The sequence below is a fragment of the Robertkochia flava genome (genome assembly GCF_020166515.1).
Taxonomy (GTDB): Bacteria; Bacteroidota; Bacteroidia; order Flavobacteriales; family Flavobacteriaceae; genus Robertkochia; species Robertkochia flava.
Map to the genome: position 1 here is coordinate 179,091 of NZ_JAINZT010000008.1, position 21,495 is coordinate 200,585.

The window sequence follows — 21,495 nt, forward strand, 5'->3', positions numbered from 1 at the left end:
AACGAAATGAGCAGACAGCAAAAGGGCGGAAATGAAAAATCTTCAGGACGCCAGGGTGGTCATAAAGGCCGGTTTTCCGGGCGCCAGGGAGGCAGGATGAATAAGTCGGCATCCGGCAGGGGAAATGCTCCTTTGAAGAACCAGCCACAAAATAAATCCCAGCAGCTCGCATCTAATGAAATGCGCCTCAATAAATATATTTCCAATAGTGGGATCTGTTCCCGAAGAGAGGCCGATATCTACATACAGTCGGGTAATGTGCAGGTTAATGGGGAAGTGATTACTGAGATGGGATTCAAGGTAAATCCTGAAAAGGACCAGGTGAAGTTTGATGGTAGGCTGATCAAGGCAGAGCGCAAGGAGTATATCTTACTGAATAAGCCCAAAGGATTCTCTGCTTCCCCAGACGATAAGGGAAAGGCAACCGTATATGACCTGGTTAAAAAAGCCTCTTCCTCCCGCACGGAGGCCATAGGAAGGCTGGGCAGAGGTGCCACCGGACTTTTACTATTTACCAACGACGGAGATCTTACCAAGAGACTCAATAATCCGCGGACCCAATTGCGTCAGATCTACCATATTGGACTGGATAAGCCGCTTAAGGAAAAAGACCTCGAAAAAATTGCGAAAGGAGTCAGGCTGGAAGATGGTCCGGTAGAGGTGGAAGAGGTTACCTACACCGATGCCGGGAATAAAAGAGAGATCGGACTTAAGATGTTCGGGAGTAAGGATGGCGTGGTAAAGCGGATCTTTGAACACCTGGGGTATAATATAGTAATGCTGGACAGGGTGGTTTTTGCCGGTCTTACCAAAAAAGATATCCCCCGTGGTACCTGGCGTAAACTCTCCAAGCAGGAAGTGATCAACCTGAAAATGCTTTGATCTTTCTTTTCAGGATCATTTCTCTTATAAACATAAAATAGACCAGGCCGTATTGTATAATAAGCAATACGGCCGATTCTTTATAGGGGTCCAGGCTATAGGCGAAATAACTTAGAATAACCAGGGCAGTCCAAACCAACACATACCTTTTATCGATGAGCAGGGAGAGTACCAGGGGTGTGGTAAGGTACCAGGGATGTACCGTTGTGGATATAAACAGGTAGATGGTAATGGCCCAGGTCATAGCCGTTATAAGGCCCTGAGGCGTTTTGTTTTCCCTTCTGAAACAAAGGATTAAAACGCTGATCAGGGTAAGCAGAGGGATCCAGGGCGCTATACTCCCAATAATATTGTACCCTTTATTCCAGTACCCCACCTCCCTTACCAGGTAGTACAGGCTGGCATTGAACTCAAAGGTGGAGAACCACAGGCCTACGGAAGCTGTAAAATGTGAAAGGTTCTCGGAGGAAAAGAAAGGTGAAAAGCTCAGTCCGAAAACCGCCAGGGAGACCACACCAAAAGACAGCGAACGCAGGAATTCTTTTCTTGCGGGGAGGAAACTTCCCCGGGTAAGGTACATCATAAGCAGGGGCAGAAAGATCAGGGGGATCAGCTTTACCGAAATGGACAGGCCTGTCATCACTGCTGCACCGGTATACCTTTGGGAAAACAGCAGCCATAACCCCCAAAGAAAGAAGCACATCATGACACCCTCAAAGTGTAGATTGCCATTGATCTCAAGGATGATAAAGGGGTTGAGAAAATACAGCAGGATAAGTGACTTCGGTTTTTTAAGAAGCCTCAGTAATTTTTTCCCGAAATATACCACACCCAGGTCTCCCAGGAGCATCACCAGTTTAAGGACCGCCACCTTTCCCATAAGCGTGGTCCCTCCCAGAAGGGCGGCAACCAGGAAAAAAAATTGATTTACAGGTGGATAATTGCTGTAGTGCGAGGCGCTTAGCATTCCCATTCCCTCATAAAGTCTGTTTGCAAAGGGTATGTTATGCTTTTGGGTCTCTATAAGTTCTGTGGGTGTATGCAGGTAGGGGTTTATACCGCTTAGCATGAGCTCTCCATCCCAGATAAAGCGGTAAAAGTCCTGGGAGAGATTCGGCAGAGAAAACAACAGGAGTATCCTGAACAGGATCCCGGCAAGCATCATGCCCTTGAAATAGTCCCTGCCGATGTTCCAGGAAAAAAGGAATAAAGCAAAGAGGGCGAAGTATATACTACACAGGTTAAGGAATTCACTTCGTTCCAGGTGATATCCGAAAAAGGAGTACAGTACCAGGCTAATTATTGCTGCTGCATACAGGAGGAGGTGATTGGCCTGGAAAAAGCGTTTCATTTACCGGAGGTTATGGAGTTTAGGCATACATACCCGAAACCGTAAGCCAGCATTCCCATAAACATCATAAAAGCATAGTCCTTAAGCCACCATGCCATAGTAAATCCACAGATGAAATAAAGGGTTAAAAAACACTCGAGGAAACTGTTGGCCGACAATTTCCGGTTCAGGTATTTATTGGTGACGTTCTTGCCTGAGAATTCCCCGATATTAAACTTGGGGGTTCTTATGAATTCGCTTTTAATACCCAGATGGCCTTCGATCACGGCGAAGCTGTTGTGCAGGGAAAAGCCCAGCGCGATGGCGAAAAAGGTGAAGAACATAGGGATAAAAGAGAGGAAACCACCGAGGCCGCCTTTTTGGATGTTTTTATAGGTAAACCAATAGCAGATAAACAGGATCACAGTACTTACCATAAAAATATTGCTGCCTTTGAACCAGATCCCGAGCTCCGGGATATGATTTTTTGCCAGCATGACCGGTAAGCTCAGTACTGCGGCAATAAAGGCGAAAAGAAACATAGAACTGTTAAGCAGGTGCACAATCCCGTGTAACCGGGTAGTAAAACTCAGGTTTGGGGTTTTAAGCAACCGGTGGACCGATTTCCTGAAATTTTCCGCTCCTCCCTTATTCCATCGGAATTGCTGGGAACGGGCTGCGGAAATGATAATGGGCAGTTCGGCCGGGGTTTCCACATGTTCCAGGTATTTGAACTTCCAGTTTTTTAGCTGAGCCCGGTAGCTCAGGTCCAGGTCTTCTGTGAGGGTATCGCCCTCCCAGTTCCCGGCATCCAGGATACAGGCTTTTCTCCAGACCCCCGCAGTACCATTAAAATTGATAAAATGCCCGTTGGCATTTCGTCCGCCCTGTTCTATGGTGAAATGTGCATCCAGGGCAAAGGCCTGGATACGTGTGAGGGTCGAATAATTTCTGTTCAGGTGCCCCCAGCGGGTTTGCACGACCCCGATACCTGGATCTCTGAAATAGGGGATAGTTTGCCTGAGCCAGTCGCGTTCAGGCATGAAATCGGCATCAAAAATAGCGATGAACTCGCCACGGGCCGTTTTCAAACCTTCCTTCAGGGCTCCGGCCTTGAAGCCTTCCCTGTTGGTACGGTGGAGGTAATTAATGTTTAAACCCTGTTCCCGAAGCTCGGCTGTTTTTTTCTGTAACAGGGCGACGGTTTCATCGGTAGAATCGTCGAGAACCTGTATCTCCAGTTTGTTTTTCGGGTAGTCCAGTTGGGCGATGTTGTCCAGCAACCGCTCTACCACGTACATTTCGTTATAAATAGGAAGTTGAACCGTTACAAAGGGCACCTGGGTGGGATCAAAAGGATTAAACTTTGGGATGTGCTCTTTCTGTTCCCGGTGTCTGAGGTAGCTCACCAGCAGGTTGAGCTGGGCAAGGCTGTACAACAGGATAAGAAACAGGGCGGTTCCATAAATGAAAACTGCGATATGTGCTAAAATCCCTATCATTTTGTCAAACTGTATTTAAAGATCCATCCCAGGATCTTGTACCCTGCCATCAGGGTTCCCTTTACCGTTCCGGAAACCTTTGAAACTCCGATCCGGTTTCTGTATCGCACCGGCACTTCGGTGTACCGGACGTTTTTCTTCAGGGCCTTAAGTTGCATTTCTACCGTCCATCCGTATGTCTTGTCCTCCATTTGAAGCGACTTGAGCGTTTCATACCGTATGGCTCTGAAAGGGCCCAGGTCGGTAAAACGGGCGTCGTAAAACCAACGCATCAGGGTACAGGCCAACTGGTTCCCGAAGACCTGTTGTGGGGTCATGGCACCTTTCTCCCTGTGGGCGCTTACCCGGGATCCAATAACCATATCCATGGAGCCATTGAGGATAGGTTCGGTGAGCTCCGGCAATTGTTCGGGATAATCAGAATAGTCTCCGTCCAGAAAAACAATAATATCAGCTTTCTCCTCCGAGAATTCCACATGTTCCATGCCTCTCAGGCAGGCATAGCCATATCCTTTTCGTTCTTCCGTGAGCACTGTGGCTCCGGCAGCCTCAGCTGCCAGGGAGGTCTGGTCTGTAGAACCGTTGTTCACGACAATCACCTCGTTTACCATATCCGGAATATCCGTAATAACCTTACCAATAGATCGCTCTTCATTGTAGGCAGGTATGATTACCTTGATCACTGCCATAGCTTCGGGGTCGTTTTTTTAATGCTTCCTTTGCTCTTTTATCAGGTCCAGAAGGTCCAGGTCGTTTCCGGTTAACACGTCGTCACTGTTGATACGGCCTTCCAGCGGACCATTTTCCAGTTTTAGCACTCCGCGGGGGCAAACGGCACTGCAAATCCCGCATCCCACACAGGAGGCCCGCACGATATTTTGTCCTTTCTGGGCGTAGGCCCTTACATCGATACCCATTTCGCAATAGGTGGAACAGTTTCCACAACTAATACACTGACCGCCATTAGTGGTGATCCTGAAACGGGAAAAGAGGCGTTGCTGCAGGCCTAAAATAGCTGCCATAGGGCATCCGAACCTGCACCAGACGCGGTTGCCAAAGATAGGGTAAAATCCGGTTCCAATAACCCCGGAGAAGATGGCGCCGATGAGAAAGGCATACCAACTGCGAAGGGTTTCGGCCTGGAAAAGAAATACATTGCTCCCACTCAGGTAATGAATCGCAATAAGTCCTAAAACAATAGCGAGATAGCCGATGGCACCGTATTGGGCGTCTTTCTGAAGTTCTTCTTTTTTAAATTTCCAGATCAGGGCGAAGATCACTCCAAGAAATACGGCTACGGCTATAAGAAATACATCCTTATTCAGCCAGTATTTTTGGGCGTCATACCCGAGATAGGAATGTACAACGGCAGTGGTCATCAGTACTACAAATACCAGCACACTGTGCACCACCCAGCGCTCCACTTTCCAGGCAAAGAGGCTCTTATCCGAAAGATGTCTGAAGGGGTCTCCGGCGGTTTCTGCCAGGCCGCCACAGCCACATACCCAGCTGCAATACCACCGTTTGCCGTAGTAGTAGGTGAGGATGGGGGTGATGATGAATATCGAAATGATCCCGAAAATAAGCAGGGCAAGCCCTATATTTCCGGCATTGAGAAACTGATCTATACGGTATTGTTCGAAATTGTAATAATTAAGGGGCCAGATATTTTTCAGGTCATAGTAGGGCAGTGAGAAGTTGTCGGTATTGAGTCGCGCCATAAATTCCGGGATCAGGAAAGCGAAGGCGGTCTGAAAGAACATCACGCTCAGGGTTCTGATCTTCTCATACCTGTTGTGTCTGTATTTCCATAAAAACTTTATCCCAAAGGCCAAAATGGCAATGGTATAAAGTGTTCCGTATACGAACCACTGGCTGGCGGGGTTTCCACTGAGGGTTTTGCTCAAGGGGTCGAAAAAACCCACCACTCCTGTATTGTCTCCTTCTGCATTAAGCCCCAGGAATTGTGGGTAAAAGTAAAGGATCACGTAAAAAAAAGTAATGGCGATTCCGAGAAGCCACCCCCATAGTCCGCGATTGGTCAGGGCACTTGTCCAAACGCCATTATTTTTTATTCCCCCGGGCAGGCCCTTGTACTCCTCATAAGAGAAGAGTACGATGCTCAGGGTGAGTAATACCAGACTTGCTCCAAGCCACAGCGGTCTGTTGGGGAACTCAAAATTAAAAACGGCCAGGAACAGAATGCCAAGGGCGCAAACCCCGGTAAAGGCCCATATCTTTTGCAACAGGTTTACAGAGGCAGGTGGATTGGCTGAAAGTGACATTGAGGTTTTGGTTTCCATTTCTTGTTAATTGCGGCTGAGTTGTTGAGCTGTTTTTTCTTTGACCTGGTCTAAAAAGTCGGGGTAGAATTCGGGGTCGAATCCTGCCTCTTTTAAATTGGCGATCACTGTGCCCACCCTGGCATTACTCCGGAGCCAATGATCAAACTGGCGGTGTTGCAGGCGTATGCCCAGGGTGTTGATGCCCATAAATCTTTCTGTTTCCGGATGGTAGGCGATCCTGATCGCCCTTTGCTTTTCTTTATTTTCCCAATACAGGTGGTGTTCTGAGGCTGAGGTCCCCGGAGATACCATCCCATAGGTCTGGTATTCAATATCGAAGAACTTGGCCGAGTTAAACCAGGGCCCCGGGCGGTAGGGCGTAGGTTTCCGGCAAAGATGGTAAGCCAGGGTTTCCCCCATCATCCTTCCGGTATACCAGACAGCCTCTATCGGTCGCCGATCCTTCTGAGGCGACCGCAGTTGGGCGCAATCTCCTATGGCGTAAATGTTCTCAAAATTGGTCTGCAGGTATTCGTTTACCAGAATGCCCTTTTCCGTCTCGATCTCCGAGGATCTCAGAAAATCAATATTAGGTGAGACCCCGGCAGTGAGCCCGCAGAGATCACAGGGTATTTCTTCATCCTTGTCGGTTACCACTGCTCTTACCTTTCCCTGGTTATCGGGCAGGATCTCCTTCAGGGTGGTATCGAGCCTCAGGTCAATTCCGTGTTCCCTGATCTGGGTATTGATCATGGCCGATTCGCCTTCGGGAAGCACATTGTTCCAAAAGCTGTTTTCTCTCACCAGGAAGGTTACAGGAATCTCCCGGCTGTGCAGCATTTCTGCCAGTTCGATCCCGATGAGGCCTCCCCCTACGATCACGGCCCTTTTACATTGGCGGTTATCAGGGGCATAGGTTTCCAGCAGATCAAGGTCCTGTTTGGAATACAATCCCTGAACCCCCCTGAGATCCTGACCCGGCCAGCCGAATTTGTTGGGTTTTGAACCGGTGGCGATGATCAGGGTGTCAAATGCAGTAGCCCCTCCGTTCTCAAGAACAATGGTGTTTTGTGAGGGTAAAACCTCCGTGACCCGGTCCCTGACCAGGGAGATCCGGTTCTTCTCCCAGAACCAGTTCTCATAGGGCTGGGTATGTTCAAATTTCATATGGCCCATAAACACATACATCAGGGCGGTGCGGGAAAAGAAATAGTCGGTTTCTGAAGATATTACCGTGATATGATGATCGCTAAGCTTACGGATATGTCGGGCGGCTGTGATTCCCGCTATTCCGTTTCCTATGATTACAATATTCTTCATGAGTGAAGTGGTTACAGCAAAGTTGAGAGGCAAGATACTAACTTATCGTGTAACGGGAATTTTCGTTATGTGGTATTATTAAACTTCTTTGTATTTTGAATCGTCTAAATTCCTGATCAATGCGTCTTTACTTTTTCATGCTTGTCTCGGTTATGTTATGCTCCTGTGCTGCAGATCTTGCGGTCAGAGAGAAGATCCGCGGAGTGAGCTATGTGGCCCTGCGAGACAGTATTGGCCCGGAAGAGGTAGCGCCTTTGCTGGATATCCACGCCTCCCACGCTTCGGTGATGCCATATGGTTTTCTTCGGGATGAAAACAGTAATGCGATCATTTTTAATACCCCAAGGCAATGGTTTGGAGAGCGGGATGCGGGGGTGCGACAGTATGTGGAACAATTGCATCAGCAGGGAATCAGGGTCATGGTCAAGCCGCATTTATGGATCGGCAGGGGGTACTTTACCGGAGACCTGGTGATGGAGAAGGAGGTCGATTGGGAGGCGTTGGAGAATGCCTACCGGGAATTCATCCTGTTCTATGCAGTGCTTGCAGAAGAAGAGCAGGCGGAAATGTTTTGTGTGGGTACCGAATTGCACAGCTTTGCCAGGCAACGTCCGGATTTTTTCAGGAAACTTATCCGGGAGGTCAGAAAGGTGTACCACGGTAAGTTAACCTATGCAGAAAATTGGGACCAGTTTGATAAGATCGAATTCTGGGATGATCTTGACCTGATCGGGGTGGATGCCTATTTCCCGCTATCTGAAAGTAAAACCCCTGCGGTGGAAGAGCTTCGCGAACAATGGGACAGGCACAAGGAAGTGCTGGAAGACTGTGCGCTGAAGTTCGGGAAACCCATACTCTTTGCAGAATACGGCTATCGCAGTACCGACTTTAATGCAAAGGCTCCCTGGGACAGTTCTAGGGAATTGACGTCTGTAAATTTACAGGCCCAGGTCAATGCCATAAAAGCCATGGCAGAAGAGGTCTGGTTTGAAGATTGGTTTGCCGGTGGCTTTTTGTGGAAATGGTTCCCCTTTCACAAGAGGGCAGGCGGGGCAGAGGATAACCGGTTTACCATTCAGAATAAACCTGCCCAGCAGGTTGTGCGCGACCTGTATAAAAAAAGAGGCGAACCCTGAGGTACGCCTCTTTAAAAACAGGGTTGTAACCTGCTATTCCATAATACCGTCAACAATTCCGTATTCGAGAGACTCCTCTGCATTCATCCAGTAATCGCGGTTAAAGTCTTTCATGATCTTTTCCATAGATTGGCCGCAATTTTCGGCAAGGATCTTTGCTCCGATCTCCCGGGTCTTGATGATCTCCCTGGCCTGGATCTCTATATTGGAAGCCTGGCCCCGGGCACCACCGCTGGGCTGATGAATCATCACCCTGGCATAAGGGTATACGAACCGCCTTCCCTTTTCTCCGGCCGAAAGCAGGATAGATCCCATAGATGCAGCGAGTCCGGTACAAACGGTGGAAATAGGACTCTTGAGGGTTTTCATCGTGTCGTGTATCGCCATTCCGGAGGTAACATATCCTCCCGGGCTGTTGATGATGAGTTGGATCTCATCATGGTAAAGGGAGTCGAGGTACATCAAACGGTCGATCACGTGTTTCGCCGATTTGTCATCTACCTGTCCCCATAAAAATACCTTGCGCTGATCGAGCAAGGCCGCGTCTATTTTATCCTGGATTTTTTTCTCTGCCATGTTACATTTTTTATTGCTACTCAAATATAAATATTTTGTGATAAGCCTGCAGGCGATTTGCCTTAACAATTTTAAGGGATCCCCAATAAGTACGTTTTTTAGCTGTGCCTTTCCCGCAACCCTGCAGCATAACGGATATTGTTTTCTATCTTTAGGGACTGGCGTATCTGCATATAATGCCGGTATACCCATGAAACCCGGAAAATGCAACTCATGAACAACCTGGAAGCCACCGATTACATCAATTACGATCATCCGCTGATCGCGGACATCGTGTCTCCTTTCCAATCCTTGCCTGGTACACGGGAAAAGATCGCGGCGGTGTATCTGAAGGTTCGTGACGGGTGGCGCTACAATCCGTATGACATCAGTTTTCAAAAGGAGGATTTCAGGGCAAGTGCGATTGCGGGGAAGCAGGAGGGGCATTGTATCGATAAGGCTATTCTCATGGTCACCTTTTTAAGGGCATTGCATATCCCGGCCCGGATCCACCTTGCCAAGGTCACCAATCATCTCGCGGTGGAACGACTCATCGAACTTCTGGGGAGTCACGAACTGGCACCACATGGTATGGTGGATGTCTTTAACGGGAAAAAGTGGGTAAAGGCATCCCCCACCTTTAATAAGGAACTCTGCGATAAATTCGGGGTGGCTCCCCTGGAGTTTACCGGGGAGGAAGATGCGCTTCTACAGGCCTTCAACAAACAGGGAGATCAGTTCATGGAATACCTGGAAGATTACGGGCATTTCGAGGATGTTCCCTTTGAATTTATCATGAAGACTTTTACCGAGCAGTATCCTGAAATGTATACCAACTACAAAGATTCCGGCGGGATCCGGTTTTGAGAGATCTGTGAGGGTAAGAATACTTTTTTATGTTTATTACATTATTGCAACGCACGTTAGGATTTCAGGTCTTTAGATAATAAAGTCTTCTAGTTATGAAATCTGTTCTCGTGTTAGGCATTGCCCTGCTTGTATTCTTAAGGACTCCTGAAAATCTTTATTCTCAGATAGAAGAACGAATGCAGTCGCATACGGTATTTCTTTCTTCTGACTCCCTTATGGGCCGGGGATCCGGCAGTAAAGGGTTAGGGGTAGCGGCGGCCTATATTGCAGGAAAATTTAAAGAGATCGGTTTGGAGCCCTATGAAAAGGATGGGTACTACCAGAAATTTCGCATCCCCCATCAGGAAGTGCCCGAACAGAATGTGGTGGGTTATCTTCCGGGAAATTCCCCCAGCCAAAGGTCTGTAATTTTCACAGCACATTATGATGGCCTGGGGGTAGGGAAAAAAACAGCGACGGGAGATTCCATTTTCAACGGGGCCCGGGATAACGCGGCAGGGGTTGCAGCCCTGATAGAACTGGCCAGGATCTATTCAAATGGGGAGCCACCTCCTTTTAATATGGTCTTTATTGCTACTGCTGCAGAAGAATCCGGACTTCACGGAAGTCGCTATTATTTGAATCATCCAGTTTTTCCACGAGAAGAGATCATTATTTGCCTGAATATTGATGGATTTAATGTTTCAGGGCCTAGAAGTGACTTTTATATTTTTCCAAGGCAGGGAATTAATTTTCTGGAGCGAATGTGTGAAATCCTGGCAAATAAGGGGTGGGTGTATGCATCGCCCGATTGGATAGACAGTATGAATACGATGTTTGATACTGCGACCTTCCTGGAACGAGGTGTCCCGGCAATCACCCTCTGGCAGGGAGACCTGCTGCCTGATGGCACAAGGGCTGCTCCCATACCTTTTGGGCAGATTCACAGCGCTGAGGATGAAGTGACCGCGCTTTGGGACTGGACTGGAACCATGGGGCATTTACAGATGTACCGGGAATTAGGGGATTATTTTCTAAGGTTTCCTGATTCGCTGGAGGTTACAAAACCTGAACTTTTTAAAATCAATAAGGATGGGGAGTAGGATGGCATGTTTTTTAGAATTGCGCATTTTCCCTTCCGGAATCGGCAGTAAACAGAAATGACGAACGGTGTTTCCGCACAATGGCAGACAACCTGGATAAAGGGGTGTCAGTACTGAAGGCGGTAATGCTGAGGTCGGCATGGGGTACCCGCTCCCAAACGTCCGGAGTGTTTTCCCTTACCAGGTATAAGCCTGTTTTTTTTGGCAGGCGGGCGCTTTCCTTCAGGTGATTCAAAAATGTTTGCCCCTGGCCTGTGGTCTGGCCTTCCCTGAGTTCGGCGATCACATTGAGTCCAGACTTCCAGTTTTCCTCCAGCAGAAGTCCCATGAGTAAGGCCAGGTCGTTATTTCCCAATTCTCTTTTGGTTTCCCAGTCCTCCGGAATATCGCGTAACCACAGGTTGATCGTTTTCTCCAGCCCCAGGCCTACCTGGGCAAAGGGGATATAAAGCAGTACCCCTCTTTTTTCATGTACCTGGTGTTTAATGAGTTCTTCATAGGGTTTGAGATCCCTGATCCTGGAATCAATACGCAGGAATACCGAATTGGGTTTGAAATAGGCCGAGTCCAACGCCTGTATGCTGATCCGGATACTTTTTTCAAAAGTATCGCTCTCGATAAAGGAATAGGTGATCGAATCTCCCGATCGTTTCATCTTTTGAACGATAGGAGGGATTTCCTTTTTAAGGATTTCCAGGGCTCCACCGGTTCCAATACCAAGCACTTTCAGGGAACCCTTGGGATGGAAGATAGAGTAGAGCAATCGAAAGGACGAGCGCAATTCCCGGGGTTGTCTCACAGGGACCAACAGGTCCGGCTGCCATGAGCGGGGTTCATTTTGCTGGGAAAAGGAAACAGACCGTTCGGTTGCCCATTTGGCCAGGGCAGAAAACAATCCGCTCCGGGCATAACCTCCGGAATAGTTCAGGTGTTTTCTCATCAGGTAGGCATAGATAAAAAAAACCGTTATGATAGATAACAGGGAGAATACTGCATTTACTACAAACATCACAAAAAGGCAGGAAACACTGCCTAACAGCGGGATGATAATGGGGATGCTGAAGGTGGGCCTGAAGCTGGGCAAGGAAAGGCTTTGTTCGATAAGTACCACCAGGTTGATCATCATATAGGTGATCAGGAAGAATAGGGTGATCAGGGGAGCGATCAGGTTCAGCTCCCGGGTGAGCAGGGCAGCCAGCACAATGACTCCGGTAAGAAAAATGGCCGCAGCCGGTTCGCCTCTCTTATTTCTTTTTTTAAGCCTTTCAGAAAAGGGCAGGATGTTCTTTTGTGCAATAGCTTCCAGTACCCTGGGGGCTCCTATAAAGGAAGTGAGGGCCGAAGAAAACGTAGCGCCGGCAAGGCCGATAAGTACGATAAGGGGTATCCATGCATGATCGATAAAGAAGGTGTAATTCTCCACCAGTTCTTCGGCATTTCCCAAAAAGGCGGCCATGATACCCAAAACGATATATACAATGGTGGTTAACCCTACGGCCCAAAGGGTGCCTTTGGGAATACTTTTCCTGGGGTTCTTTAAATCTCCCGACATATTCAGACCGGCCATGATCCCGGTAACGGCGGGGAAGAATACGGCAAAGACCATCCAGAAATTTGCCCCTATGAGCTCGCCTTCCCGCGCCTGAACAAAATCGCCAATGATCTTCGGTTGCTGGTAATCGTCAGCAAGGAAAAAACCGATCACGATGGAGGATATCGCCAGGACGATAATGGCCAGGATAACGTATTGGATCTTAAATGCCAGTTTCGTACTGAAGAAGGCAATTGCAAATACTACTGCAAAGACGGCAATATCAACCAGGAGGGGTGGATGGTCAGGGAAGATCCAGGTCCATCCTTCGCGGAAACCAAAAATATACATGGCTACGGCAATGGCCTGTGAAAGGTACAAGGGAATGCCGATACTCCCGCCGATCTCCAGGCCCAGAGATCGGGAAATGATGGAAAAAGCACCACCGAAACCTATGCGGATGTTGGAGATGATCGAAGAAAGGGATAAACTGGTTAACAGGGTGATCGAGACGGAGATCAGGATGATGAGCACGGCACCGCCTACCCCGGCATTTCCCACAACCCACGGGAGTCTCAGGAACAGAATGATGCCCAGGATGGTGAGCAGGGTAGGTATAAAAACTCCCTGTATGGTGTTGAATTTGTTATGCTTTTGTGGTTGTTCCACCGGTAGACGGTTTACAGTACTAATAAGTTACTCAATATTTTCGGGAATGCCTTCATTCCCTTATCTGAAGTCCGGTTTCGGGGTTGTATGGTATCGTTAAATCGGGTTTTAAGCGATGTTTTGATCGCGGTGTTGATGGTTTATTGTTAACTTTAATTCCACCTGAAAGCGGTACTAATTTCCTTACTATGGTAAAGTATATTTCCTTTGGTTTTATATTACTGATGAGCTCATGTATTCCATATGCACTGGCTCCAAATATCGATGGGAATAAACTGGTGAAAGCCAATCGCTTCAAAAGAGATCTGCCGAAGTTGAATGCGCTGGTGTTCGAAGATCCTTTTGACGCAGATGTATTCTTAAATTATTTACGGAATAAATACCCGGAACACCGGGGAGAGCACCTCGTAAATATCCCTTTTGAGATCGATGGTAAGGTGTATTATTTGTCGGGATTTGAACGGGAGCGGGCTACAAAGACCTTTAACCTCTTCCCTGTTCTTGTAGACGGTGTACTGGAAAGTAATGATATCGATCCGGTTCTGGAGGAGAATTACACCAGCAGGACAGGGAAATGGTATATCCTTTTAACTGTGACCGATGGAGAGGGCAAAGATTGTTTGTCTGAAAAGTATGCAGACCGACTTTTGGTGGCCAATTACCTGAGACTGCTCTATTATGATTACTTAAACCCTCTGAAGAACATGGAGGTACTGCAAAGATCTTCGGCTAAGTACTAAAGCCTTTTTGCCTGGTAAAATAAACAAATTAAGCCTTGCGAACGAATTCAGATTTCAGTCCCATGGCCCCAAAGCCATCGATCCTGCAGCTGATGTTATGATCGCCTTCCACCAGTTTGATATTTTTTACTTTGGTTCCTGCTTTGACTGGTCCCTTTGCCCCTTTTACAGGCAGGTCTTTGATCACGATCACCGCATCCCCGTCTTCCAGGCGGTTGCCATTTGAGTCCAGGATCACCAATTCATTTTCATCGGGCACGTCAGCGGGATCCCATTCGTATCCGCATTCCGGACAGGCGTACTGGTCTTGGGTCTTGAGATATCCGTAGGGAGACTCACATTGGGGACAGGGTTTCATTTCGTCAGACATGGCGGATTGTTTTTTGTATAATGAGGTTTTAAATAAGGGGAGATCAGGCAACCCTTATTTTTAGTTGTGCAAAGATATCAAATTTCAAAGCTACAAAGGTGCAAATGAGTAAAGTCGTGAAGTCGTAAAAGATGTAAAGTTATCATCTCCCAACTCAAACTCAAACTCAAACTCCAACTCAAACTCCAACTCAAACTCCAACCTACCGTGCTTCGCACAGGCAGGATTTCCTCCCGTGAGGGATGGCAAGCTCCAACTCCAACTCCAACTCCAACCTCACCCTCCAATCGTCAGACTCTCAAGGATATTCGAGGTCTCATTGCCTCCGGCTTTTTTAGCTCCGGCAATGGCATAAAGGGTGTTGCCAATTGATGCGCCGGCTAATCCATGTCTTGGGGTCAGCATATCAGGGCCTTTGTTCCACTCGTCCCTTTCCGGATCGTAGATCCAGCATTGGGGATATACCCCACCGCCATTATCAAAAAACTCCCCTCCGAAGGCATAGAGTTTTCCACCCACTGCTGCTGCGGCAAGGCCGCCCTGCGCCTGAGGCATGGGGGTGGCTGTATGCCATCGGTCTTCCCTGGGGTCATATACCTCCAGCGTGTTTGCATTTCCTCCGGAAACGGTGCGGCCCCCGGTAATATAGAGCCTGTTGTCAATCACTGCTCCCGCAGCACTATTACGCGCAGTGGGGGCCGGGGCAGCATTCTCCCAACGGTCGGAGTCGGGTAGATATACCAGGTGCCGAGCGGTATCAATATGATCATTCCAGGTGGCATTGGAGGTGCCTTTAGGAGTGCGCCCTCCAACTACATGGATCCGGTCTTGAAGAGAGGCAGCAACGGTTTCCCCGTGCGCTATCGGGGCATTGGCTCCCTGCTCCCAGAGGTTGTTCGCCTGATTAAATATCCAGGTCTGCTGCTGCATAACCCAGGTAGCATGGGCCCCTTTGGAAATAAAACCTCCAAGGCCATAGAGCTTACCGTCATGGGCTGCCAGCTGCAGGTGATGTCTTGGTTCCGGCAGGGGGGTGAGGGTATCCCACAGATCGGTTTCCGGGTTATAACTCAGGTGACCGTTGGAAACCTGTGCCTCTCCTGGGGTAAATATAAATCCACCCGCCATATGGATCTTACCCTGAAGCACGGCACAATAGATCTCCTGAACGCGGTAGGGAAGAGATGCTCTTTTCTGCCAACCTGTTAGGCTCAGGGAATGGGCTTTTAATGGATCCGGAAGAAGGGCTGTGAATGCAAAAGCCAATCCTGCCTGTTTAATAAAACGTCTTCTCGGAGCGTTATGATCATTCATGGGTATTGCTTTGAAGGTTATTCGATGTCTTGTGCAATAAGGTTTAGTATATGTTCCAATTCCTCCATCAGGGGCTGGTAATGGGCATTTTCTGTGGCTATTCCCGCAAGGATGAAAAAGATCAGGTTGTTCTCGAATGCCTTCGACCGATATAAATTTAAATTACTCTCCAGGGAAGCTTTATCATCGGGACCAGGCTTGTCTTCCCAAACTCCTGCCTGCGAAAGAATTACAGCCAGACTTTGTTCATTAGTGCGCACCATATCGAGCACATGGTCTCTTTGTTCCTTAAGTTCGGCTTCCTGTTTGGCAATATCCTCAAGGGTAGACAGCCAGTTAGTCAGGGCTTTTCGCAACTCTGGATCCGACAGGTCCCGGAGACTTCCGGAATTGATCATCTCCATGAGCAGCGAATTGTTAGGGTTAAAGGCAATGTCGTTGGAAAATGAACGGTAGATCAGTTTCGAGATCGCTTTTTCATCGGCAATACCGTCCGGATTCTTTACCAGGGTCAGGATCTCCCGGGCACCCAGGTAATTCTCCCGGTTTACCTTTAGCAGGGTTTCCAGTTTTTGTCTGCTGGTCTGGAATTCCTTTTGAAGGCCGTAAAGATAGATGGTTTCCTTTTCAGCGATCTTCTTTTTTTCCTGGGTATTATTGATGGCCAGGGCTATAAGGATACCGATCACGACCAGGATCACTTCGCCGATGGCATAAACCAGGTAATTCGTTAATTTTTTTTGGTCAAGCATTTGTTTGCGAAGGCTGCGTAAAATTTTTAACATGGTAGTCGTTTAAGGGTCTGGTGGAGCATAAAATTAAACTCCCGGCTTTTAAAAATACGCAATTGCATTTTTAACTATGGACAATTAAATTCCGGGAACAAACTTCGAAATTTTGAGGTCAGACTGACATCTCATAGGCCTGCTGGATCCACTGCTTTAATTCTGTATCGATATCTTTCAAATCGCTCACCCGAACCCGATGCGTGCACATGGTGCCAAAGGGCCCGGATTCTTCCAGGCGATCGGTAACGGGAATATCCTTGAGTTTGAATCCTAGGTCGATACGGGTTTTGGTGGCCGGCTTGATCAGCAGGAACTGGTGCTTTCTGATGATACTTACGCTGGTCTTTTTCGGGGTTACCGTTACGTCGTCTCCAAGGCCGGTTACGAACCCGATAAGGGCCTCATAAATGGGATATAAACCTTCCCTGCCCTTGTATTGGTATGCAATGAGATCGACTTCGTTGGGAGCTTGTTCATTGGACAGGGTAACGATGGTGTTGGCGAACCCATGAGTAACCCCGTGTTCTTCTTTAAGGAAGGTTACCGCTTCTGAATGTTTTTCAAAGGAATGATCTTTCAGGACCTTCTTCCATTCCTCTAAGGACCGGCCTGTTTTTTCAGGCATGTTATCGATCATGGCTTGCAGTGCTTTATTCATAGTGATGGCTTTTCCGGATTCAACAGGTTGGATAATTACTTAAAAGTAATGATAAACAGTTATTTATGAAAGTCCTCCGAACTTGCCGGAAGTCTTGAGATCCGGAGCTGTCCGTGGCACTTGTCTTTTCAAAGTTCATGCATTGTTGGGTTACACCATATAATTCCTAAATTTCCGGTCAAATATGATCTTTCGGTATGAAAAAATTGCGTTATCCTTTTCTCATCCTCTCCGGAGTGTTTCTTCTGATCTACCTGGTTGCTTTGCTTACCCTTCCTTCGAAACCCGACCTGGGAGCATTCGTTGAAAAAGCAGCTGCCTATAATGTGGAGATCCTCAGGGACAGCCTGGGCGTGCCGCATATTTACGGAAAAACCGATACCGATGTGGCATTTGGTATGGGCTATGCCCAAAGTGAGGACGATTTTGAGACCCTTCAGGATGTTTTGCTGGCTACCCGTGGAAGGATCGCCTCCAAATACGGATACACAGCTGCTAAAACAGACTATGTAGTTAATTTCATGGGGGTATGGGATGCGGTAGATTCGAAGTATGAGGAGGAGGTGCCCGATTCCGTAAAGACCATTGCCGAGGCCTTTGCCGATGGAATCAACCTGTACGCTGCCCAGCATCCCGGGATCTGGTCGCGCTTCCTGTTTCCCGTAACGGGAAGGGATGTGGTAGCAGGTTTTACCTTTAAGACGCCGATGTTCTATGGATTTGACAGTGCATTAGGGAAGATGATGGAGCCCCTGGAACCGTCAGGTATGGAAACCAATGGGGAAACGGCCTTAATGTGGAATAGTGAGGAAAAGGCACCTCTCGGGAGCCAGGGGATAGCCATTGCTCCCCACCGGTCGGAAGATGGATTCACCCGGTTGCTCGTAAATTCCCATCAGCCCCTCGATGGACCCGTGGCCTGGTATGAGGCCAGGTTGCATTCTGAAGAAGGCCTTAATATGGCCGGGGGAACCTTTCCGGGAGTGCCTGTAATTATTCATGGGCATAATGAACATCTTGGATGGGCCAATACCGTAAACAAGCCGGATCTGGTCGATTTTTATGAGATAGAAGTGAATCCTGAAAATGAGATGCAATATAAACTGGATGGGCAATGGGTGAATTTTCAGAAAAAGACCGCAGAGATATTGGTTAAGTTTCTCGGTCCGGTGCGATGGACCTTTGAGAAAGAGATCCTCATTTCGAAGCATGGACCCGTGCTGGAGACAGACCATGGCCTTTATGCCGTTAAATGGGCCGGAGCGGGAGAAGTGCGTACCCTGGAATTTATGTATCGAATAAATAAGGCAAAAAACCAGGAAGCCTTTGAGTCTGCCCTGGCTATGAATGCCATGCCCAGCATTAACTATATCTACGCAGATAAGGAGGGGAATATTGCCCATTATTACAACGGTATGTTTCCGGACCGACCGGAAGGGGAGGACTGGAATGCGGTGCTTCCGGGCGATCGTTCCGAGCTGATCTGGAAGGGGTATCTGCCCTTCGGGAAAATGCCTAAAACGGTGAACCCTGAGAGCGGACTGGTGTATAATGCCAATAACACTCCGTTCTCTTCTACAGACGGGGATGACGATCCGCAACCAGCCTCGTTTTCGGAAACCATGGGTTTGGAAACCAGGGAAACCAACCGATCTCTTCAGATCGAGGCCATCGCTTCCGGGGATAGTATAATTGGGGAAGAGGATCTGGTGGATCTGAAATACGATCTGCGGTATCATCCTGAATACCCTCCGGTAAAAAGACTGCAGTACTGGTTATCCCAGTCGGATATGGACGCAATGATGGCCCCTGCCTACCGGGCTGCCCTGGAGCAACTTCGCGGATGGGACCTGAGTACAGGTAAAAAAAATGAGACAGCAGCCCTGGCCTTGCTTACGCTGAAACCTCTTATTTCTGATGTGAACGCTCCCGATGAATTGCTGGTGGAAGCCTTCAAAAATGCGGTGGATGATCTTTTGCGTTTTTATGGCACTACTTCGATCGCCCTTGGCGACATTCAGAAATTACAGAGGGGAGAAAAGGAATTTCCCATTTCGGGAGGGCCGGATATTTTAAGGGCCGTATATACCGACGGACTCAACGAAGAGGGGGAAATGGTTGCAAAGGCAGGAGACGGGTATACGATGTTCGTGGCCTGGGACAGCACCGGACTCAAACAGTCCAGGGCAATTCATCAGTATGGTGCAGCCAAGGGACAGGAAGCTTCGCCTCATTACAATGACCAGATGAAGATGTTTACAGATCATGAGCTGCGCGATATTCCATTTACCCGCGAAGCCCTGGAGCAACAGGTGGAAGAAAGGTATCATCCGCTGGACAGGGAGTAGGGAGATGGAGTTTGAGTTTGAGCAAGGAGTTTGAGTTTGAGTTGGGAGATGGAGTTTGAGCAAGGAGTTTGAGTTGGAGAATGGGAATATGGTGGAAGTTGAAACTCCGTTTACTTCCATGGTTCCGGAAACTTCCGGAGGCGTTCATTTTAGCCTGGCCAGAGCACACCGGTTCCTGAACCCGGGCTTTCCTCAGGTGTTATACTTAAAGGTCACTCGTGGTATGTGCTACATCCCGGCAGCATTCGCACTTGCTGCATTCACAAACCTCACAGGGGCAATCGTACTTGCTGCAATCGCCGCAGTTGCATTTTTTGCAGTCGCAATTGGTACAGATACACTGACTCATAACTTTCTTTTTTTGACTTGGCTACAGGGTAGGGGTATATCAGGAGGTTAGGGAACTTCAAAGATAAGCAATAATGTGCAGGTGTAACAGTTCGGAGGTCTGGAAGTCTTTATATAAAATAAGCAGGAGGACGAAAGAAGGAAGATTGCAAATGATCAGCTTGATCTACCTTATATTTTCTTTTACCAACCTTTAAAGACATGCTATTCACCAGTCAATTTCTATACCTATGAAGAAGATTAAATTTCTATTAGCACTCGTATTGCTTCCCCTCGGAATTTGTGCTCAGGAGATTCCCGTTTTTGATGACTTACAGCTAAACGATTCGGTATCCGGCTGCAAAAAAATCCTTGAAGGCATTGCGGCTTCGGTGGAGATGATTACCCCGGAAACTGTACGTTTCCCGCTGGCCGAACACCGTGAGGATCACCTGGTATGTAAGCAGCTGAATACTTCATATGGAATGCTCGAAAGTGCGGTGTTTACCTTTGGAGACAACAGGCTGAAATATGTTGAAATCCGCGGGAATGTGGAGGAGGTGTTTATGAGCAGCCGGAAGGATACGGCCAGTTACTATATGGATTACGCAGTGTATCCGGATGCAGGATTGTTCGTTAACACCAAAGAAGAGGTGGCCTGGATCCTTACACCGGAGGCCATACACCTTAATTTATTTACATGGAATAATCCCTGTTTAAAGGACAGTCCTCAAGAAATTGAAGAGGTGGGGAACACAGGAATTCCGGAATTCTTAACAATGGGAGCCCCTTATGAGGACCTGAGGTCCGGGATGGAGGCTCACAGCGACTTTACCGTAAGGGAGGAATTGGATGGTTCTGATCCGAATGCTCAGTTTCAGGTAAATTGTTTCGGTGTGGATTACCTCGGATTTCCCCGTAAGGTGGAAGCCCGGTTTGGGGATAATAAACTTAATGTCGTCTGGATCCTTACCGGGAAGCAGGAAGAAGAACGGGTTCGCAAAGCCCTGCAGGAACAATTCGGTGATCCCGTGTACGTAAGCGAAGCCTGGGAGATCTATAATAACTGGCAGGTGGGGCTTCGTAAAGACAAGCCGGAGGTACTGCTTATGGAGCAGGAGATAGGATTGGCCTATAAGAAAAGTTATTTCGGACAATAAGGGCCTATGAGGTACATCGGGGCATTTTGGAAGGTGGTGCAACTCAAAATGCCCGTACAGTTTCTTCTTTTTCGATCTTATGAATACCAGGTCCTTTTCAGGTGCCTGGGTGTACCGTTTTTTAAAAACCCGGGCCTGCTAAACAAACCTGACCCCATATTTTCCGCAAATGGAGGCTACCTTTTCCAGGTCGGGTGGTCCGGGAGGTAAATCGCTGAGTTCTTTAAACATCTTTTCCAGTCCTGCCGGATAGATATCCAGGTGCATCACGGCATTGGATTCTCCCACGATCTTCCATCCGTGAGGAATACCCCTGGGCAGAAATATGGAATCGCCGGCTTTTAAGGTTTCTGTTTTCCCGTTGGCGGTGAACTCCACCGCTCCCTTGATCACTTTGAAGTACTCATCTTCGTTTTCATGCACATGCATGGGTAATTGCATCCCGGGTTGGTTGTCTTCGATCAGGGAGGTGAATTGTCCGTTGGTGTCTTCCCCGGTCAACAGAATGGTCTGCTGGTCCCCGATCACGTTGAGGTGCTGCCCGTCTGAAGGTCTTACAATTTTAACTTTCATTTTTTAAGTGGTTATACGATTTACGGTTATCCCGTTATGCGGTTACGCTGAGAAG

The 21,495-nt window shown here is 48.0% G+C and carries 19 protein-coding genes; 7 read left to right on the forward strand and 12 right to left on the reverse strand.

From position 1 onward, the window contains the following. Positions 1-6 precede the first annotated feature (6 nt). Entirely contained in the window at positions 7-882 is an 876-nt protein-coding gene (locus K7R11_RS13840) for a pseudouridine synthase (RefSeq protein WP_224491340.1), read from the forward strand. Here K7R11_RS13840 and K7R11_RS13845 read toward each other — a convergent pair. From K7R11_RS13845 to K7R11_RS13865, 5 genes are read right to left on the reverse strand one after another with little or no spacing between them, the layout of a single operon-like run. Then, on the reverse strand, positions 863-2,233 hold the full coding sequence (locus K7R11_RS13845; protein WP_224491341.1) for a glycosyltransferase 87 family protein: 1,371 nt from the start codon (positions 2,231-2,233) through the stop codon (positions 863-865). The genes K7R11_RS13840 and K7R11_RS13845 overlap by 20 nt on opposite strands. After that, positions 2,230-3,714 (reverse strand): cellulose synthase family protein, encoded by a 1,485-nt coding sequence (locus K7R11_RS13850; RefSeq protein ID WP_224491342.1) that lies wholly within the window; start codon positions 3,712-3,714, stop codon positions 2,230-2,232. The genes K7R11_RS13845 and K7R11_RS13850 overlap by 4 nt, the downstream gene beginning before the upstream one ends. Continuing rightward, a complete protein-coding gene (locus K7R11_RS13855; RefSeq protein WP_224491343.1) occupies positions 3,711-4,403 on the reverse strand; it encodes a glycosyltransferase family 2 protein in 693 nt (230 codons plus the stop codon). Before K7R11_RS13855 ends, K7R11_RS13850 begins: the two co-directional genes overlap by 4 nt. Before the next feature lie 18 nt (positions 4,404-4,421). Then, positions 4,422-5,999, reverse strand: a complete 1,578-nt coding sequence (locus K7R11_RS13860) for a 4Fe-4S binding protein (protein WP_224491344.1) — start codon at positions 5,997-5,999, stop codon at positions 4,422-4,424. A 24-nt stretch (positions 6,000-6,023) separates the two neighbouring features. After that, on the reverse strand, positions 6,024-7,319 hold the full coding sequence (locus K7R11_RS13865) for an NAD(P)/FAD-dependent oxidoreductase (RefSeq protein WP_224491345.1): 1,296 nt from the start codon (positions 7,317-7,319) through the stop codon (positions 6,024-6,026). A gap of 119 nt (positions 7,320-7,438) precedes the next feature. On the opposite strand from K7R11_RS13865, the gene K7R11_RS13870 reads away from it, so the two are divergent. Next, positions 7,439-8,455: a glycoside hydrolase family 113 gene (locus K7R11_RS13870; protein ID WP_224491346.1), complete on the forward strand. Its 1,017-nt coding sequence runs from the start codon at positions 7,439-7,441 to the stop codon at positions 8,453-8,455. Between the two features lie 33 nt (positions 8,456-8,488). Here the strand turns inward: K7R11_RS13870 and K7R11_RS13875 are convergent, their stop codons facing one another. After that, positions 8,489-9,031 carry a ClpP family protease gene (locus tag K7R11_RS13875; RefSeq protein WP_224491347.1) on the reverse strand — a complete coding sequence of 181 codons (543 nt, stop codon included), beginning with the start codon at positions 9,029-9,031 and terminating at the stop codon, positions 8,489-8,491. Positions 9,032-9,244: 213 nt separating this feature from the next. Here K7R11_RS13875 and K7R11_RS13880 point away from each other — a divergent pair, with 213 nt between their 5' ends. Together K7R11_RS13880 and K7R11_RS13885 are read left to right on the forward strand one after the other, a co-directional pair. Then, positions 9,245-9,877: a transglutaminase-like domain-containing protein gene (locus K7R11_RS13880; protein WP_224491348.1), complete on the forward strand. Its 633-nt coding sequence runs from the start codon at positions 9,245-9,247 to the stop codon at positions 9,875-9,877. Positions 9,878-9,972: 95 nt separating this feature from the next. Beyond that, positions 9,973-10,962, forward strand: a complete 990-nt coding sequence (locus K7R11_RS13885; RefSeq protein WP_224491349.1) for a M28 family peptidase — start codon at positions 9,973-9,975, stop codon at positions 10,960-10,962. Positions 10,963-10,975: 13 nt separating this feature from the next. On the opposite strand, the gene K7R11_RS13890 is transcribed toward K7R11_RS13885, so the two are convergent. Next, the gene (locus tag K7R11_RS13890) at positions 10,976-13,162 is read right to left on the reverse strand and encodes an amino acid permease (protein ID WP_224491350.1); all 2,187 of its coding nucleotides are present in this window, start codon (positions 13,160-13,162) and stop codon (positions 10,976-10,978) included. A 188-nt stretch (positions 13,163-13,350) separates the two neighbouring features. Between K7R11_RS13890 and K7R11_RS13895 the strand changes: the two genes are divergently transcribed. Continuing rightward, positions 13,351-13,902 carry a hypothetical protein gene (locus tag K7R11_RS13895; protein ID WP_224491351.1) on the forward strand — a complete coding sequence of 184 codons (552 nt, stop codon included), beginning with the start codon at positions 13,351-13,353 and terminating at the stop codon, positions 13,900-13,902. A gap of 28 nt (positions 13,903-13,930) precedes the next feature. On the opposite strand, the gene K7R11_RS13900 is transcribed toward K7R11_RS13895, so the two are convergent. The 4 genes from K7R11_RS13900 to K7R11_RS13915 form a co-directional block, all read right to left on the reverse strand. Beyond that, positions 13,931-14,272 (reverse strand): zinc ribbon domain-containing protein YjdM, encoded by a 342-nt coding sequence (locus K7R11_RS13900; RefSeq protein WP_224491352.1) that lies wholly within the window; start codon positions 14,270-14,272, stop codon positions 13,931-13,933. Positions 14,273-14,548: 276 nt separating this feature from the next. Beyond that, positions 14,549-15,586 (reverse strand): Kelch repeat-containing protein, encoded by a 1,038-nt coding sequence (locus K7R11_RS13905; RefSeq protein WP_224491353.1) that lies wholly within the window; start codon positions 15,584-15,586, stop codon positions 14,549-14,551. A 17-nt stretch (positions 15,587-15,603) separates the two neighbouring features. Beyond that, entirely contained in the window at positions 15,604-16,371 is a 768-nt protein-coding gene (locus tag K7R11_RS13910) for a DUF6090 family protein (protein ID WP_224491354.1), read from the reverse strand. 118 nt (positions 16,372-16,489) lie between these two features. Next, positions 16,490-17,032 (reverse strand): DUF4287 domain-containing protein, encoded by a 543-nt coding sequence (locus K7R11_RS13915; RefSeq protein ID WP_224491356.1) that lies wholly within the window; start codon positions 17,030-17,032, stop codon positions 16,490-16,492. 197 nt (positions 17,033-17,229) lie between these two features. Between K7R11_RS13915 and K7R11_RS13920 the strand changes: the two genes are divergently transcribed. Together K7R11_RS13920 and K7R11_RS13925 are read left to right on the forward strand one after the other, a co-directional pair. Next, positions 17,230-19,380, forward strand: coding sequence for a penicillin acylase family protein (locus tag K7R11_RS13920; protein WP_224491358.1), 2,151 nt, complete (start codon positions 17,230-17,232; stop codon positions 19,378-19,380). Between the two features lie 578 nt (positions 19,381-19,958). Next, on the forward strand, positions 19,959-20,867 hold the full coding sequence (locus K7R11_RS13925) for a hypothetical protein (RefSeq protein ID WP_224491361.1): 909 nt from the start codon (positions 19,959-19,961) through the stop codon (positions 20,865-20,867). 138 nt (positions 20,868-21,005) lie between these two features. On the opposite strand, the gene K7R11_RS13930 is transcribed toward K7R11_RS13925, so the two are convergent. Further along, a complete protein-coding gene (locus tag K7R11_RS13930) occupies positions 21,006-21,440 on the reverse strand; it encodes a cupin domain-containing protein (RefSeq protein ID WP_224491362.1) in 435 nt (144 codons plus the stop codon). Between the last annotated feature and the right edge of the window lie 55 nt (positions 21,441-21,495).

Excerpts from the sequence above, each read along its gene's own strand:
- K7R11_RS13895 (WP_224491351.1), top strand. The coding sequence starts at position 13,351 with ATGGTAAAGTATATTTCCTTTGGTTTTATATTACTGATGAGCTCATGT.
- K7R11_RS13925 (WP_224491361.1), top strand. The coding sequence starts at position 19,959 with ATGAAGAAGATTAAATTTCTATTAGCACTCGTATTGCTTCCCCTCGGA.
- K7R11_RS13855 (WP_224491343.1), bottom strand. The coding sequence starts at position 4,403 with ATGGCAGTGATCAAGGTAATCATACCTGCCTACAATGAAGAGCGATCT.
- K7R11_RS13845 (WP_224491341.1), bottom strand. The coding sequence starts at position 2,233 with ATGAAACGCTTTTTCCAGGCCAATCACCTCCTCCTGTATGCAGCAGCA.
- K7R11_RS13885 (WP_224491349.1), top strand. The coding sequence starts at position 9,973 with ATGAAATCTGTTCTCGTGTTAGGCATTGCCCTGCTTGTATTCTTAAGG.
- K7R11_RS13860 (WP_224491344.1), bottom strand. The coding sequence starts at position 5,999 with ATGTCACTTTCAGCCAATCCACCTGCCTCTGTAAACCTGTTGCAAAAG.
- K7R11_RS13910 (WP_224491354.1), bottom strand. The coding sequence starts at position 16,371 with ATGTTAAAAATTTTACGCAGCCTTCGCAAACAAATGCTTGACCAAAAA.
- K7R11_RS13840 (WP_224491340.1), top strand. The coding sequence starts at position 7 with ATGAGCAGACAGCAAAAGGGCGGAAATGAAAAATCTTCAGGACGCCAG.
- K7R11_RS13865 (WP_224491345.1), bottom strand. The coding sequence starts at position 7,319 with ATGAAGAATATTGTAATCATAGGAAACGGAATAGCGGGAATCACAGCC.
- K7R11_RS13875 (WP_224491347.1), bottom strand. The coding sequence starts at position 9,031 with ATGGCAGAGAAAAAAATCCAGGATAAAATAGACGCGGCCTTGCTCGAT.
- K7R11_RS13915 (WP_224491356.1), bottom strand. The coding sequence starts at position 17,032 with ATGAATAAAGCACTGCAAGCCATGATCGATAACATGCCTGAAAAAACA.
- K7R11_RS13920 (WP_224491358.1), top strand. The coding sequence starts at position 17,230 with ATGAAAAAATTGCGTTATCCTTTTCTCATCCTCTCCGGAGTGTTTCTT.
- K7R11_RS13930 (WP_224491362.1), bottom strand. The coding sequence starts at position 21,440 with ATGAAAGTTAAAATTGTAAGACCTTCAGACGGGCAGCACCTCAACGTG.
- K7R11_RS13870 (WP_224491346.1), top strand. The coding sequence starts at position 7,439 with ATGCGTCTTTACTTTTTCATGCTTGTCTCGGTTATGTTATGCTCCTGT.
- K7R11_RS13850 (WP_224491342.1), bottom strand. The coding sequence starts at position 3,714 with ATGATAGGGATTTTAGCACATATCGCAGTTTTCATTTATGGAACCGCC.
- K7R11_RS13905 (WP_224491353.1), bottom strand. The coding sequence starts at position 15,586 with ATGAATGATCATAACGCTCCGAGAAGACGTTTTATTAAACAGGCAGGA.
- K7R11_RS13900 (WP_224491352.1), bottom strand. The coding sequence starts at position 14,272 with ATGTCTGACGAAATGAAACCCTGTCCCCAATGTGAGTCTCCCTACGGA.
- K7R11_RS13880 (WP_224491348.1), top strand. The coding sequence starts at position 9,245 with ATGAACAACCTGGAAGCCACCGATTACATCAATTACGATCATCCGCTG.